The following is a 15,809-nucleotide window of genomic DNA, read 5'->3' as shown; positions in this document are numbered from 1 at the left end:
GGTAGCCGCGCCAGACTTAGGATCTGGTGCCGAGAGGCGTGGGGGTTCGAGTCCCTTCATCCGCACAAAGCCCCGAGAAATCGGGGCTTTTATCGTTTACGTATACTTCCTAACTCAACAAAACGTTAATCCTACAAAAGATTGTTTGTAACTATAAAGCGATTTTCATACCTTTGCTAACCATTTTACGCTGTGGCGATATTCTGATAATCAAATCAATTCAATGCAATTTGCATCGTTTTTTTGAAGATAACAGCCTACAGAATGTAGAACCATAGTAATGATCATCATTAAACTGTCAACAAATGAATATTGCAAAGGAGAACGTTGATGCTCTAAACGCAGTGCTTAAGATTAACATCGAGCCTAGCGACTACGAAGAAAATCTAGCGAAGGCACTTGCCAATTTCCGTAAAAACGCAAAAATCGACGGATTCCGTCCTGGTAAAGTTCCTGCAGGAATCATCAACAAGATGTACCGCAAGCCTGCCCTCGTTGAAGAAATCAACAAGCTAGTTTCAGAAGCCATCTCAGGCTACCTAAAAGATAGCGACACCAAAGTTCTAGGAGAACCCCTGTCAAGCGAAAGCCAAACTCTTATTGACTGGGACAACGATACCGCATTCGAATTTGCTTTCGACCTAGGTCTTGCTCCAGCTGTTGACATTAAGCTTAGCAAAAGAGATAAAGTCAACTACTATACCATTGCAATCGACGAAGAAATTCGCAGCTCTTACATCACCAACTACCAACGCCGCTTTGGTAAGCTTACAGATGTAGATACTGTTGAAGGCAAAGAAGACTTCCTTCGCGGAAATCTTTCTCAAGCAGGAGGAATTAGCATTGAAAATGCAGCATTCTCTCTCCGCCAAATTTCAAACGAAGAGTTTAAGAGCCAAATAGCAGGAAAAGCCAAAGGAGATACCTTTGAATTCGACGTAAACGAAATTTTCGAAAACGAAACAGACAGAGCAGCACTTCTTAACATTAAAAAAGAAGAGCTCGCAAACATCAACCCTGCATTCAGCTTCACCATTACCGAGATTAAGAATTTCGAAAATGCGGAAGTAAATCAAGAACTTTTTGACAAAGCATTTGGAGAAGGCAACGTAACTAGCTACGATGAATTCATTCTGAAGGTTGATGAAGAAATCCGTGCAAACCTTGCTAAAGAAAGCGACTATAAGCTTCATGTAGATATCCGCACTAAACTTATTGAGAAAGCAGATCTTCAGCTACCAGAAGCTTTCCTCAAAAGATGGATTTACTTCATTAACGACGGAAAGTTCTCTCAGGAAGATATTGAGAAGGATTTTGCATCATATGCTGACGACATTAAATGGCAAATTATTAGAGAATTCTTCATTAACAACAACAAGATCGAGGTTAGCGAAGAAGAGCTCATCGCAGCAGCATCAGAATACGCTTCGTACCAATTTGCTCAATATGGCATGAGAAATCTTCCTGAAGAATACATAACCAAGTATGCAACAGACATTCTTCAAAACAAGGAAGAAAGACGCCGTATCGTGGAGAAGAAATTCGAAGATAAGGTTATTGAAAACGTTAAAGAATCCATAAAAGTTGAAGACAAAGAGGTAAGCCTTAAAGATTTTGACAAGCTATTCGAAAAATAGTTGTACCTTTAAGCATACACTCAACAGTCGAAGGCATTATGAACGAATTCAACAAATACGCAACAAAGCATCTTGGGATAAGCAGCTTAACGCTGCATCGCTACAACAGCATGCATCATGTGCACAGTGGCTACATCAACCCAACAATTATTGAAGAGCGTCAACTCAACGTTGCATCTATGGATGTATTCTCGAGGTTGATGATGGATCGCATCATCTTTTTAGGAGTTCCTATCAACGACGATGTCGCAAATATCATTCAGGCGCAGCTTCTCTTCCTCGACTCTACCGACAACTCGAAAGACGTTCAGATTTACTTGAACACTCCAGGAGGGTCTGTATATGCAGGATTAGGCATCTACGATACAATGCAGCTCATCAACTCTGATGTTGCCACAATATGTACCGGGATGGCAGCCTCAATGGGAGCCGTTTTGTTGACAGCAGGCGCTGATGGTAAGCGCTCCGCACTACCCCACTCGCGTGTAATGATACACCAGCCAATGGGAGGTGCTGAAGGGCAAGCTTCAGACATTGAAATCACCGCAAGGGAAATTTTAAAATTGAAGAAAGAGCTTTACGAAATCATCGCCTTGCATTCTAAGCAACCTCTTGAAAAAATTGAGAAAGATTCCGATCGAGACTACTGGATGACATCTTTCGAAGCCAAGGAGTACGGAATGATTGACGAGGTGCTTGTGAAAAGTATTACGAAATAAACAGCATAAGCCAAATAAAAAGAACCGCACCAAAGGCGGTTCTTTTTTGGTTTACACATGCTTAATCTGAATAAACTAATTAAAGATGGCCGGAAAAAAATGTTCATTTTGCGGTAGAGAAGAGAAGGATGTAAATCTTCTTTTGGCTGGAATTTCAGGCCATATCTGCGAAAATTGCGTTGAGCAGGCAGGACAAATAGTAAAAGAAGAGCTCAAGAAAAAAGGATCCTTCAGCCTTAACGACCTTCAACTCCGCAAACCCAGCGAAATAAAAGAATTTCTTGACCAGTACGTTATAGGTCAAGATGAGGCTAAAAAATTCCTCTCTGTTGCCGTTTACAACCACTACAAAAGGCTTAAACACGCATCTATTGCAGACGATGAGGTAGAGATTGAAAAGTCAAACATCATACTAGTCGGTGAAACAGGAACTGGAAAAACACTTTTAGCCAGAACTATTGCAAAGCTACTTCACGTTCCCTTTACCATTGTTGACGCAACAGTTCTTACTGAAGCTGGCTATGTTGGCGAAGATGTAGAAAGCATCCTCTCCCGCTTGCTACAGGTAGCCGACTACAACGTAGACATGGCCGAAAAAGGCATTGTTTTCATTGATGAGATTGACAAAATTGCCCGTAAAAGTGACAATCCATCCATTACGAGAGATGTCTCCGGAGAGGGCGTGCAGCAAGCACTATTAAAACTCCTGGAAGGCTCTGTAGTCAACGTTCCTCCACAAGGAGGCAGAAAGCATCCTGAGCAAAAAATGATACAAGTAAACACCAAAAACATCCTATTTGTATGTGGAGGTGCTTTTGATGGTATTGAAAAGAAAATAGCCCAACGGCTAAATACAAAGGTTGTTGGTTACGGAAATAGCAAGAAGGTTGCAAATATCAACAAAGCAAATATGCTTCAATACATTGCACCTCAAGATCTAAAATCGTTTGGACTTATTCCCGAAATTATAGGTCGACTCCCCGTGCTAACCTACCTCCAACCTTTAGATAGAGACGCGCTCCGCAAAATATTGACAGAACCCAAAAACTCGATTATCAAGCAGTACGTTAAAATGTTTGATGTAGACGGAATTAAACTAACATTCTCTCAAGAAGCACTTGATTACATTGTCGATAAGGCTGTCGAATTCAAGTTAGGAGCAAGAGGATTACGCTCTATTTGCGAAGCAATCATGATCGATCCTATGTTCGAATTTCCTTCACAAGAAATCAGCGAATTTACGGTTACTAAAGAATATGCAGAACAAAAAATCGAGAAGATTAACTACCAAATGTTGAAAGCATAAAAAAGGCAGCTAAATGCTGCCTTTTTCTTTATATATAGTATAATCCAGATTTATCTTTGTAGGTTAAGTAAACATGATTTAGCGCATTACCTTTTCCAAACTCTATGCTAAAAGATTCTGTATATCCAGAAGGAGTCATTGTAACCTTCCCTTCACTTGCATATGCAGAAGAATAAGTATAAACAATCGGATTTGTGATCGTCAGGTTATAGCTAACTTTGTTTACAAAAACACCATTCTCATTTCCAGAGAAGGTAAAGGTGTCATCACTAGTTCCAGTAACCTTCCCTTCCTTTTGTTCACAGTTTAAATTACATCCAAAAGCGATCTCTGCTCCAAACTTATCTGTAAGAATTCCTCGCTCAATAATAACTCCAAACTTACTCTTAGCATCTTCTTTGCCTTTAAAATCTAACCTAGTAGGTCCACCAATTTTTATCCCTGAATAAGATAAATCTACCGGTTTTATTAGCATACTAGATCCCTCGGCAAACGGAATTCCTGTATAGGAAATTTCTAACTTTCCAACTCTACCGTTGATTTCTGAATACTCTACGGTAAGGCTAACCAACTTACCACCTTCTAAGACCGGGGTTACCGTTACTCCTGCAGGAAACTTGTCTCCAGTAGGATTATCCACCTGCAATTTTGTAATTTCCATTGCTTGTTTTACAACATCGAAAAACATAGCATGCGAATATCTATTGGTTGAATAGTACCCAACCTCTTGAGGAGGTTCCTCGTATTTAGGTGAATTCAACTCACAAGAAGTAATCCCCAAAGAGGAAACTCCCAATACTAATCCAAATAATATTTTCTTCATAGATCTAAGATTTAAGTCTATTATACAAAAAACACACCAAAGGATAATAAATCTACAATTTTTTATAGGTAAAGAAAGAAAAAGGATATTCATAAGTAGCTCCTCTTTCAAAATCCACCCGATCAACCTCCTTCCACTGCGAATATTCGATATCAGGGAAAAAAGTATCGGCGTCATAGGTTCTATCAACCTTCGTGATATAAAGCATATCCGCAAAACTTATAGCCTGCCTATAAATTTCGCCACCTCCTATAATAAACACTTTTTCATCTGATTCAGCAATGGACAATGCTTCTTCCAATGAATGAACTATTTCAGCGCCATCTGCAAGATAACCTTCAGTGCGCGTAATAACTATATTCCTTCGTTTAGGCAGCGGTCTTCCAATCGATTCATAAGTTTTACGCCCCATAATAACAGTTCCCCCAAGTGTCAGTTTTTTAAAAAACTGAAGATCCTCAGAAATGTGCCATAATAGCTGATTATCTTTTCCAATGGCATTATTACCCGCCATTGCAACTACAAGCGCAATCATATGGCAATGTCTGCTTTAATTGATGGGTATGAATTATATCCTTCCAGTGAAAAATCTTCGTATTTAAAATCTACGATAGACTTTACATCTGGATTTAAAACCATCCTTGGCAAATCCATTGGTGCCCTTGAAAGCTGTAGGTTAACCTGCTCCATATGGTTCATATAAATATGGGCATCGCCTATAGTATGAACAAAAGTTCCCAATTTTAAACCAGTTACTTGAGCCATCATCATCATAAGCAATGCATAGGAGGCAATATTAAAAGGAACTCCCAAGAAAACATCTGCACTTCGTTGATAAAGTTGGCACGAAAGTTTTCCATCTGCAATATAAAACTGAAACAGTACATGGCAAGGAGGCAACTTCATTTTGTTGATATCGGATACATTCCAAGCGCTAACAATGTGTCTTCTAGAATCTGGATTTTTTTTAATCGATTCTACCACCTCCATCAACTGATCTGTTGTAGTTCCATCCAAATTATGCCATTGACGCCACTGGTATCCGTAAATAGGCCCCAAATCACCATTTTCATCAGCCCACTCATCCCATATCGTTACCTTATTATCATTCAAATACTTGACATTTGTATCTCCATTGATAAACCAAAGCAACTCATGAATAATCGAGCGGAGATGTAACTTCTTAGTAGTCAACAAAGGAAAGCCCTCTTCCAAATTGAATCGCATTTGGTACCCAAAAATACTTTTAGTACCAACACCAGTTCGATCCTTCTTTACAGATCCTTCAGCCAAAATTGTTTTCAGCAAATCGTGATATTGCCTCATATAGTCGCAAACTTATGATTTCGATATAATGTAAGCCTAACCACCCAAACAATAAGAGCGGCAAGCCCAACTCTAAGCACTAACATCCAAAAAACGGATGCTCCAATCGCTGCAAAAAGGAACAAATCCTCCAAATTACTATGGGATACAGCCACATGGTAGTTCAACAAATCCGCCTCCTCCTTTTCTATATTCTTCTTTTCGACCTCCGAGATCATAACTGCAGCACCATATGCAAGTCCTAATGTATTGGCGACAATCCACAAAAACGAAGTTCTATTGGGTAATCCCAAAACCGAAAGTAGAGGACGCAGCAACTTTGAGAGTATCTCTATAATACCCAACTTTTTCAAAATTTGCTGAAGTAAATTTAATGCAAATACCAGACCTACAATCTTAAATGAAAGAAAAATGGATGATGTCAGCCACTTGTGTAAGGCATCAATTAATGCTGGCTTTTCGACAATCCCACTTTGAACTAAAACTCCAGACGATGAGGGAAGCACCAAGTTCATAATCACCAAAGAAATAACAGAAAGCCCCAACCTAACCGAAAGCATGGCCCAAGCCGAAGATCCCGTTTTTCGCTGTACTGCGGTCTCCACAATAAGGTTGTGAGCAATCAAGCTAGAAATTGCCAGCATTGTAATCGCTCTCGCATCAAATGAAAAAGTAGATATAACGGCAATTGCAGAGTATATGTTAACTAACGCCGCCGTAATATAAACCAATGCAGCCTCCCCCGGGAGGCCTACTAGCTTAAAGAGAGGTGAGGTTACTTCTGATATTTGCTCAATAATCCCAAAATGTTGAAGAAGAACAACTCCTAAAGAAATGGAAATCATCATCTTCAAAATCCAAAGAGCCGATTTTAAAGATGGCTTGTAGCAATCTTTAACGACTGCGAGCACCTGATTAAAAGTAGATTTCATCAACGATCAAATTTAACGAGTTCCACTTTTTCTCCATCAAAAACAGCGTAAATACTGCTCGTTATCCAATCTCCCAATATGAACATCTTAGCATCATTAGGCAATTCAACCTCTACAGGTGTATGCCTATGCCCAAATATCATGAAATCGTAATTTCCTTTGAAAGATTCCTCTACCGCAAACTGATATATAAACTCTTTCTCACCCCGATAAGTCTCGGCGATCCCTTTAGAATAGCGGCTACTATACGACCATTTATGACCGAACCATAATGCCCAATTGGGATGAACTAAATTTGAGAACAAGAATTGAGCGATTTTTGATGTAAAAAGCATTTTCAGGGCCTTATACTTCCTGTCATACTTCCCAAGACCGTCTCCATGATGCAAAAAAAACACCTTGCCATCAATTCGTGTTACATAAGGTTCCCTATGAATCCTTACACCACATTCCTGTTCTAGGTAATCAAAAGCCCAAATATCGTGGTTTCCTGTAAAAAAATGGAGTTCAATACCCGCATCGGCGAGTTCTGACAGCTTACCTAAGAATCTTGTAAATCCTCTCGGAACAACTTTCTTATACTCATACCAGAAATCAAAAATATCGCCAAGGAGGTAGATTGCCTTTGCATCCTCCTTGGCCATATCAAGCCATCTAACAAATCGTTTTTCTCTCTCCAAAGGCAACTCCACACCAGGCAGTCCTAAATGGACATCTGAGGCAAAATAAACCTTGCTCCTATTCTGCATTAGCTATTTTAAAACTTTATTAATCTGATTCTCCAGTTCCTTTCCAAATAGATTGCGACCAACTAAATCACCATTCCTATCAATTAAAAAGTTCGTTGGGATAGATTTTACATTATATAGTTGTGCCGCAGGCGAGTTGGCTCCCAAAAAATCGGACACACAAATCCATTGCAGATTTTGACGCTTTATTGCGGCCAACCAAGGCGCTTTCGTAGCCAACGAAACTTGAAAAACCTCAAATCCTCGACCTTTATATTTATTATAAACTCCGACTAACCCAAGATTTCCTTCAAGGGATTCTTCATTTGCTGGATCCCAAAAATCAAGAAGAACCACTTTTCCTTTCAAAGATGATAGCTTAACAAGCTCGCCCCTATGATTCTTGATACTAATCTCGGGCACTCCTACTGTTTCTATCTTTTTTGAATTAAGCAAATCCCCCATCATTAAATCATTAGCCATCTGAGCATAATGCTTTCTTAGCGAAATAACATAAGGCGATTTTGCATAAACGGTATTTAGCGAGTCAGCCAACAGTTTGTAGTAGTTAACATCATCGTAAGTACCAAAAATATTTGTATTACTTGGAATTTGAGAATAGATAGCAAACAAGCTAGCCATGCTCTTTGGATTAGTTACAATGTACTTAATAAACTCGCGCTTACAAGTAACAAAAACCTTTCCCATTTTATACTCGACAGAATCATTTCCAACCACGCGTTGCTTATCAAGAGAATCCAAAGAACTTATTGTAACATTTAGAAGTCGAGATAGCGTACGAATGTCCTCGGAAGTTTTAGAGCCGGTTACAACATAAGAAGACTCGAGCTTTGAAGCGTCTCCTTCAAGCTTAATTTTATCCCCTCGCTCTACAAATAGGGTAATAAAGTTATTACCATCCACCTTAACTAGGTAAAAAGAAGGCTGCTGTTCTGGAGCAAACTTTACATTAAACTTGAACTTCCCATCTTTTGTTGTTTTAACAGAGTCTATAATTTCAGAAGAACCTACCTCTAGCCTCTCCAAATACACCACCTTCTCCTTAAGATTAGAGAACTGCCCTTTGATCTTAGCAGAATTATTAGAGCAAGATGAAAAAACAACAGCGGCTACTATAAATAAAAGTAATTGTCTCATAAAGATTTATATTCGTTTATCGGTCAGTAGTATTTTCAACATTAGGTGCTATAGCACGAAGAGAATCGCGCTTGATAAGGTAAGGTCTAACTAAGTACCATCGCAAAGTATCATACAAATTCTTGTTCAGTACATTCTTTGCAACTACAACACCTTGCCTATTAATTATAAAATTGGATGGAATATTGGCAACTCGGTACTTTTTAACTATCGATGAGTTCCAAATTTTAAACTCCGAAACCTGCTTCCACTTCCTCATTTCAGGAATCAGCATGCGTTGCATTTCATCCATGTTCCTATCTAATGAGATTTGTATAATCTCAAAACCATAAGGCTTATATTTTGCATAAACTTGAATTAAGTTCGCATTCTGTGCAACAGAAGGCTTTGCCCATGAAGCCCAAAAAGTTAATAACACGTATCGCCCTCTATACCGAGATAAAGAAACAGTATCTCCATCAAGCGATTTTAGCACAAAATCTGGAGCAACCGCCCCTTCTGCAATCGACTCCTTGTTTGCTTTTTGATTATTTAACTGGGACCTTAAGGCCGCCATTTGATTGTGAAAAGCCTTCACAATATGGCTGTCAGGGTATTTTCTATGCAAAACAGAGTCTACCAATAAAAAACACTTCAAATCAGCCTGCTCTGAGAGAAAGTAATGAGAGGAATCCATCCGCTGATATAACGCAGGAATGGAAACAATTGAACCCGAATTAGCATTAACAAACGCTCTCAAATACTTTTTATAGATTTCAATATTAGATAGGTATAAAGTTTTAACAACAGTCCTAACACTGTCGTACTTATAGCTATACTTCAACGTGTCAAATTGAGATTTAATGGCTGCTATACGCATCTTAAATCGAGCAAGAGAATCACTTAGATTTTTCAATCTAACAGCCCCCAAAGAGCCTTTAACAACTCCAAAAGGCAGCTTTTTCCCGTCAGGAACCACAACATCTAAACGATCATTCGGATAAGCAACTACGATTAATCCATCCGTCTTAGATCGATCTGTTATTTCAAAAAAGTCTGGATTGGAAAGTGATAGCCTAAACGAAAAATTGCCCAAAGAATCTACTACGGCTGAGTCCATCAGCACTTTTTTTGCTGGTGTAACTCTAGAAATAAACAACTTACCGTTAGAAAAACTAGGAGCAACTCCGCTTATAATTGTATTTGCCTTATCCTTCCTACCACATGCGGCAAGCAATATTACAAGACAAAGAAATGGGAACAATCGCTTAAACATCATCTTCTTTTAAAACAGGCTAAAAGTCGAAAAAAAAACGATTAAAACCAACTTCCCACAGCCTCCGATTTACGTGCTGCAAACATTTCTTTAAAAAGCAAGCTATATTTGCAGCAAAAAAAGGAAAATGAAAATCTACAAACCATTTGAAGAAGACGTTCCTGCCAAAGGAGTTGCAGCTCTCGGCTTCTTCGATGGTGTTCATATAGGCCATCAGGCTATCCTAAATAAGGTAAAAACAGAGGCAGCAAAGTTAGAGGCAACTCCATTGCTTTTAACACTTTGGCCTCATCCTCGTATCGTTCTCAATAAAAACACCGCAGAATTACACCTAATTAATACATTAGAAGAAAAAACGAGCTTATTTTCCCAAAATGGACTCGAACATTTTGTTGTAATTCCATTCACGGAAGAGCTGTCAAACTATTCTGCAGAGGCTTTTTTTAAGCATTTTTTTGTAGACTGGCTAAAATTATCAAAATTAATCGTCGGCTATGATCACCATATAGGCAAAAACGGAACGGGAGATTTTGAATCAATGCAGCGTTTAGGAGATAAGTATGGGATTTCTGTTGAAAAAATAGATGCACTAACCAGTGATGATATCAGCATCAGCTCTACAAAAATACGAAATCTCATAACCAATGGGGATGTCGCAACAGCACATAAATACCTCGGATATAGATATTTTATATCAGGCACCGTCGAATACGGGAATCAATTGGGCAGACAAATCGGCTTCCCAACTGCCAATATAAAAGTTGACAACACCAATAAGTTAATCCCTGCAGATGGAGTTTACGCTGTTAACGTTATAATTGACGGTTTCACGCATAAAGGAATGCTAAACATTGGCCTTCGTCCAACAATAAACAACAACCTGCATAAAACGATAGAAGTCAACATATTCGATTTTAATCGAACAATTTATGGATGTTCCATATCCATTCTTTTTGTCGAAAGAATCCGGAGCGAAAAAAAATTCGAAAGCATTGAATCGCTAAAATTCCAGCTAGAGCAGGATAAAAATATAGCGACAAAAATTCTCAACAAAATAGACTAGCAACCAACATCCCTTATTTTTATAATGAAATTTAAAGCTATAATTTTTGATATGGACGGAGTGCTCATTGACAGTGAGCCTTTACACAAAGAAGTAGAGCAACAAATACTGTGCAAACTTGGAGTAAAATTACCCCATGAAGAGCACATCAAATTTGCCGGAGTAGGTAAAGAAATGTGGAGCATCATCAAAAAGCAGTACGGCTACAATAAAGACATATCTGAAAATGAAATACATGCCACCAAACGCCAACTGTATCTAGAACGCCTAACATCAACCCCCATACGCCCCATCGACGGAGTTCGAGACATCATCCATTTTGCCGAAAATAGAAATTTAAAAATAGCGATTGCCTCATCCTCCTCAAGAGATAATATTGAGATAGTTGCTAGGGCCATTGAAATCTCAGACAAAGTTGAAATTATAGTAAGTGGAGATGAAGTGCCTAAAACCAAACCGAGCCCCGATATATTTCTTGAAACAAGCCGTCTGCTTAATCTAGCTCCAGAACAATGCATCGTAATAGAGGACTCAGCCAACGGAGTAAAAGCAGCAAAAGACGCTGGAATGTTCTGCATTGGATTTGCCAATCCAAACTCGGGAGATCAAGATCTTAGCCTTGCAGACGAAATTGTTTATAAGCTTACCGATTGCATCAAATCTATAGAAAATAAAGATTTAGTTTAGCTATATTTTTACTTTTTCAGTTGTTAATATACGGATACCTTAAACGTATGACAATGAAAAAGACTGCATTTCTATTAGTCATCGCCTGTATCACCGCCAGCTGCGTAGAATCGTTTTATGCACCATCCGTTTTTTTGCTTAATGCACAACCATTTAAGGCCCACAACAACTACGTTGAGGCATTTTATAACGGAGATAGGTTCATTCAACCCCAAGACTATGTGAAGGTGGCTGTTATTAGGCAAAAAACAGACTCGCCTAATATCGATAGGCAAATATCTGTTTTAAAAAAAGTTGCACAAAGCAACGGTGCTGACGGTATTTTAATCCTAGGAATAAATGACCCAGGAATCACAATCGCAAAAAAATACCATTTAGGCCAGGATGTCATTAAAATTTTAGCGAAAGAGGAGGCCAACGACTATTACACCCGATCAAAAGAAAACTCGATTACAGTGTTAGCCGTAAAATACAAAAGCAACCTAAAAAACATCGACAAGAAGTTAAAAAAAGTCGAGTTGTATGCATACAACCCGCATCAACACAGCTACGAATTTGAGGATTCGCTACTATTTAGCGTCGATTCTCAAATGATATCCCCATCGCATAAAACTCAATACACAAGAATCCTCCTTAACTACTCAAATGATTTTACAGGAACAGCAGCCTCTCCTAAAGTTGAAGCAACAACCAAAGTTGAGTACAATAAAAATGGAGTTATAATTTTCCAAGAGAAGACTTTCCCAAAGAAAAAGAACAAGGAGGTTATTACTTACAACTATAACAACGAGAAGCTGGTAGGAAGAGTAATAAAAACAGGAGACAATAAAGAACTAATTGAAGAATACAAGATTGACAGCCAGAATAAGATCAACGAAGTTTACATTTACAAACAGTCAAAAAATCAGCGTGTTCCTCTAATGATGCTTAAATGCGTTTACTACACGCTTGATGACTTTAGCCAAAACAATAATAATTTATAAATCAAGGAGCAGTAAGGAATGCTATTCCATTCTGCTCCTTTTCTGAATTTCATCACGAATATATGAGGCCTTTTCATAATCTTCCATATCAACAGCTTCCTGAAGCAGGCTATTCAAAGACTCAATGCTCATTGTTTCATACTCGCTATCATGATAATCTACCGTTTCAGAAGTATCCGAAGTAATAGAAGCCGCCTCCTCTCCTTCCGATCCATCCTCATCGATATACACACCAGCCCGGTCTACGATTTCGGGAAATGTAAAAATCGGGCACTTGAATCTTAGTGCAAGCGCAATAGCATCACTTGTTCTAGAGTCTATAACTATCTCCTTTTCCCCATTAAAGCACACCAGCTGCGAATAAAAGACACCATCCTCAAGCCTATAAATATTCACCTCGAGCAACTCAATATTGAACGAACTTGCAAAGGATAAGAAAAGATCGTGGGTAAGCGGCCGTGGAGGTGTTAACCCCTCTAAATGAATAGCAATAGACTGGGCTTCAAACCCTCCAATTATAATAGGTATACGCCGCAGGCCCTCTTCTTCTGATAGGACAAGAGCATAAGCGCCAGATTGAGTTTGGCTGTACGAGATACCTAGTACGTTTAGTTTAACTTTCTGCATCCTCTCGGAAATTCTTTAAAACACCATTTATACTGGTGCTAAGGTAATTAATTTAATTATATCTAGTTTGAGAAGAATGCCACTTTTTTAAGTAAGATTTAAAGAATTCTTCAAAAAATAATCCTCCATATTTTGCACATCTAATTCATTATTGCTACTTTTGCCGTTCGAATTGATATAGTACAAATTAAACTGAACCGATGTACGCAATCGTAGAAATCGCAGGACAGCAGTTCAAAGTACAAAAAGATCAGAAGCTTTACGTTAACCGTCTCAAGGGTGACGAAGGAACCCAAGTTAGCTTCGATCGTGTACTGCTAGTCGACAATGACGGACAGGTTAAAATTGGTGCACCTGCAGTAGAAGGCGCCAAAGTTAATGCTAAAATTCTTTCTCATCTTAAGGGCGATAAGGTTATCGTATTTAAGAAAAAGAGAAGAAAGGGTTACAAAAAGTGTAATGGACACCGTTCATACCTTTCTCAAATTTTAGTAGAAGATATTATTGCGTAACTTTTTAAAGTAGTAAGACAATGGCTCACAAAAAAGGTGCCGGTAGTTCGAGAAACGGTAGAGAATCGGAAAGTAAAAGACTAGGTCTTAAACTTTTCGGAGGTCAAACTGCAAAGGCTGGTAACATCATCGTTCGCCAAAGAGGTACACGCCATTACCCAGGTCTTAACGTAGGTATGGGTAAAGATCACACCTTGTTTGCGCTTATCGACGGTGTTGTTTCTTTCAGAAAAAAAGACAACAAGTCATTCGTAAACATCGAACCTATTTCTGCTGAGTAGGTAAAGATTTACGACAATAACTTATTATGATCTCCTGTTTTTTTGCAACTTTGTTTGCAGAAACAGGAGATTTTAATTTACATAAACTATATCTCACATGCTAACCCTCAAACAAATTCGAGAAGACAAGGATCAAACCATTAAACGACTTGCGGTTAAGGGGTTTGATGCGACAACAATTGTTGATGAGATAATCGCCTTAGACGACGAGCGCAAAGCAACACAAGCCAAGGTGGACGCCAACCTTGCAGAAATGAACAACATATCGCGCCAAATTGGGGTGATGTTCAGCCAAGGGAAGCAGCTTGAAGCAAATACCCTTAAGCAAAAGACGCTGGACATGAAAGAGGCTACAAAAGAAATGCAGGATCGCCTTTCGGAAGTAGAATCTCTTTTAGATCAAAAAATAGTGCTTCTACCAAACTTCCCTAGCGAACAAGTTCCGGCCGGAAGAACTCCAGAAGACAACCAAGTGGTTCGGGAAGGCGGTGAAAAGCCCAACTTGAATAAAGACAACACACTTCCTCACTGGGAGCTAACCAAGAAGTACGATATCATTGATTTTGAACTCGGAGTGAAGCTTACCGGTGCTGGATTCCCTGTTTACAAAGGCCAAGGAGCCAAACTACAACGTGCGCTAATTGCATTTTTCCTAGACGAAAACACAGCAGCAGGCTACACCGAAGTTATGCCCCCCCTTATGGTGAATGAAGCATCTGGTTTTGGAACGGGTCAGCTTCCTGACAAGGAAGGTCAGATGTACCATGCTACAACAGATAACTTCTACCTGATACCGACCGCCGAAGTTCCTGTTACAAACATATTTAGAGATGTAATTCTAAACGCTAAAGAATTACCCGTAAAAATGACGGCCTACACGCCTTGCTTCCGCAGAGAAGCGGGATCATACGGCAAAGACGTACGTGGACTAAACCGTCTACACCAATTTGACAAGGTTGAAATAGTTCAAGTTGCACATCCCGACGAGTCTTACAAAGCTTTAGAAGGAATGGTTGCCCACGTTGAAAACATCGTAAAAAAGTTAGAACTCCCATATCGAATTCTAAGACTTTGCGGCGGAGACATGAGCTTCACCTCTGCGCTAACATTTGATTTTGAGGTATACTCTGCAGCACAAGAACGTTGGCTAGAGGTCTCTTCCGTTTCAAATTTCGAAAGTTTTCAGTCAAATAGGCTTAAACTTCGCTTCAAAGACGATGGAGATAAGAAAACACAGCTTGCGCACACGCTTAACGGAAGTTCCCTTGCTCTTCCCCGTATTGTCGCAGCACTACTTGAAAACAACCAAACAGAAAAAGGCATCAGAATTCCGAAGGCTTTACAACCTTATACAGGATTCGAATACATTTGCTAGCAACAATTATTGAGTTAAATATGTAGGCACATCGTTTGTGTACGATGTGCCTTTTTTCTAGACACCGAAAAATACTTTTATGGCTGGATTTATCATCAACACAACCTTTAGCGTCGACAAAAAAGTTGATTTAGCATGGCTTGAATGGCTACAAAAAGACTACATCCCTTTTGTATTAAACTCTGGAGTGTGCAAAAGTCACCTACTCACCCGAGTTCTTTTACAAGGAGGTGAAAACGACTTAACCTATTCCCTTCAAATCCGAATCAGCGACCCACAGCAAAGCCTTATCTACGATTCGCTTTGCCACTCGGCTCTTGAAAAACAGATTCCTGAACTTTTCCCCAATGCGGTCTACTACTTCAAAACTGTTATGAAAATAATTGAGTAGCATAAA

18 protein-coding genes are annotated in these 15,809 nt (G+C 39.1%); 10 read left to right on the top strand and 8 right to left on the bottom strand.

The annotated features are described in order from the left end of the window. Positions 1–305: 305 nt before the first annotated feature. From tig to clpX, 3 genes are all read left to right on the top strand, one after another. Positions 306–1,637: a trigger factor gene (gene tig, locus L990_RS11475; protein ID WP_047449221.1), complete on the top strand. Its 1,332-nt coding sequence runs from the start codon at positions 306–308 to the stop codon at positions 1,635–1,637. A 38-nt stretch (positions 1,638–1,675) separates the two neighbouring features. Further along, positions 1,676–2,356, top strand: a complete 681-nt coding sequence (gene clpP, locus L990_RS11470) for an ATP-dependent Clp endopeptidase proteolytic subunit ClpP (RefSeq protein WP_047449219.1) — start codon at positions 1,676–1,678, stop codon at positions 2,354–2,356. 85 nt (positions 2,357–2,441) lie between these two features. Continuing rightward, positions 2,442–3,662 (top strand): ATP-dependent Clp protease ATP-binding subunit ClpX, encoded by a 1,221-nt coding sequence (gene clpX / locus L990_RS11465; RefSeq protein ID WP_047449216.1) that lies wholly within the window; start codon positions 2,442–2,444, stop codon positions 3,660–3,662. Positions 3,663–3,690: 28 nt separating this feature from the next. Here clpX and L990_RS11460 read toward each other — a convergent pair whose 3' ends face one another. From L990_RS11460 to L990_RS11430, 7 genes are read right to left on the bottom strand one after another with little or no spacing between them, the layout of a single operon-like run. Beyond that, entirely contained in the window at positions 3,691–4,485 is a 795-nt protein-coding gene (locus L990_RS11460) for a hypothetical protein (protein ID WP_047449213.1), read from the bottom strand. Between the two features lie 52 nt (positions 4,486–4,537). After that, complete coding sequence (locus L990_RS11455) at positions 4,538–5,020, bottom strand: dihydrofolate reductase (protein ID WP_047449210.1); 483 nt, start codon at positions 5,018–5,020, stop codon at positions 4,538–4,540. Next, positions 5,017–5,811, bottom strand: coding sequence for a thymidylate synthase (locus L990_RS11450; protein ID WP_047449208.1), 795 nt, complete (start codon positions 5,809–5,811; stop codon positions 5,017–5,019). The genes L990_RS11455 and L990_RS11450 overlap by 4 nt, the downstream gene beginning before the upstream one ends. Next, complete coding sequence (locus tag L990_RS11445; protein ID WP_047449206.1) at positions 5,808–6,743, bottom strand: hypothetical protein; 936 nt, start codon at positions 6,741–6,743, stop codon at positions 5,808–5,810. Before L990_RS11445 ends, L990_RS11450 begins: the two co-directional genes overlap by 4 nt. Then, complete coding sequence (locus L990_RS11440) at positions 6,743–7,492, bottom strand: UDP-2,3-diacylglucosamine diphosphatase (protein ID WP_047449203.1); 750 nt, start codon at positions 7,490–7,492, stop codon at positions 6,743–6,745. Before L990_RS11440 ends, L990_RS11445 begins: the two co-directional genes overlap by 1 nt. A gap of 3 nt (positions 7,493–7,495) precedes the next feature. Beyond that, complete coding sequence (locus L990_RS11435; RefSeq protein ID WP_047449200.1) at positions 7,496–8,629, bottom strand: TlpA disulfide reductase family protein; 1,134 nt, start codon at positions 8,627–8,629, stop codon at positions 7,496–7,498. 16 nt (positions 8,630–8,645) lie between these two features. Further along, positions 8,646–9,728: a peroxiredoxin family protein gene (locus tag L990_RS11430; RefSeq protein ID WP_197057274.1), complete on the bottom strand. Its 1,083-nt coding sequence runs from the start codon at positions 9,726–9,728 to the stop codon at positions 8,646–8,648. 283 nt (positions 9,729–10,011) lie between these two features. Between L990_RS11430 and L990_RS11425 the strand changes: the two genes are divergently transcribed. From L990_RS11425 to L990_RS11415, 3 genes are read left to right on the top strand one after another with little or no spacing between them, the layout of a single operon-like run. Further along, positions 10,012–10,947 carry a bifunctional riboflavin kinase/FAD synthetase gene (locus tag L990_RS11425; protein WP_047449195.1) on the top strand — a complete coding sequence of 312 codons (936 nt, stop codon included), beginning with the start codon at positions 10,012–10,014 and terminating at the stop codon, positions 10,945–10,947. 24 nt (positions 10,948–10,971) lie between these two features. Continuing rightward, entirely contained in the window at positions 10,972–11,634 is a 663-nt protein-coding gene (locus tag L990_RS11420) for an HAD family hydrolase (protein WP_047449193.1), read from the top strand. A 53-nt stretch (positions 11,635–11,687) separates the two neighbouring features. After that, positions 11,688–12,617: a hypothetical protein gene (locus L990_RS11415; RefSeq protein WP_156121518.1), complete on the top strand. Its 930-nt coding sequence runs from the start codon at positions 11,688–11,690 to the stop codon at positions 12,615–12,617. Positions 12,618–12,638: 21 nt separating this feature from the next. Here the strand turns inward: L990_RS11415 and L990_RS11410 are convergent, their stop codons facing one another. Continuing rightward, positions 12,639–13,244 (bottom strand): bifunctional nuclease family protein, encoded by a 606-nt coding sequence (locus L990_RS11410; protein ID WP_047449187.1) that lies wholly within the window; start codon positions 13,242–13,244, stop codon positions 12,639–12,641. Positions 13,245–13,444: 200 nt separating this feature from the next. On the opposite strand from L990_RS11410, the gene rplU reads away from it, so the two are divergent. The 4 genes from rplU to L990_RS11390 all read left to right on the top strand — a co-directional run bounded on the left by rplU (position 13,445) and on the right by L990_RS11390 (position 15,803). Next, on the top strand, positions 13,445–13,756 hold the full coding sequence (gene rplU, locus L990_RS11405; RefSeq protein WP_047449184.1) for a 50S ribosomal protein L21: 312 nt from the start codon (positions 13,445–13,447) through the stop codon (positions 13,754–13,756). Between the two features lie 20 nt (positions 13,757–13,776). After that, positions 13,777–14,037, top strand: a complete 261-nt coding sequence (gene rpmA / locus L990_RS11400; RefSeq protein WP_047449181.1) for a 50S ribosomal protein L27 — start codon at positions 13,777–13,779, stop codon at positions 14,035–14,037. 97 nt (positions 14,038–14,134) lie between these two features. Then, a complete protein-coding gene (gene serS, locus L990_RS11395; protein WP_047449178.1) occupies positions 14,135–15,412 on the top strand; it encodes a serine--tRNA ligase in 1,278 nt (425 codons plus the stop codon). 79 nt (positions 15,413–15,491) lie between these two features. Beyond that, positions 15,492–15,803, top strand: coding sequence for a DUF4286 family protein (locus L990_RS11390; RefSeq protein ID WP_047449176.1), 312 nt, complete (start codon positions 15,492–15,494; stop codon positions 15,801–15,803). The last annotated feature ends 6 nt before the right edge of the window (positions 15,804–15,809 follow it).

The organism is Alistipes sp. ZOR0009 (genome assembly GCF_000798815.1).
Classification (GTDB): domain Bacteria; phylum Bacteroidota; class Bacteroidia; order Bacteroidales; family ZOR0009; genus Acetobacteroides.
The sequence above is the reverse complement of the archived record's forward strand: the minus strand, read 5'-3'. Positions and strand labels throughout refer to the sequence as shown.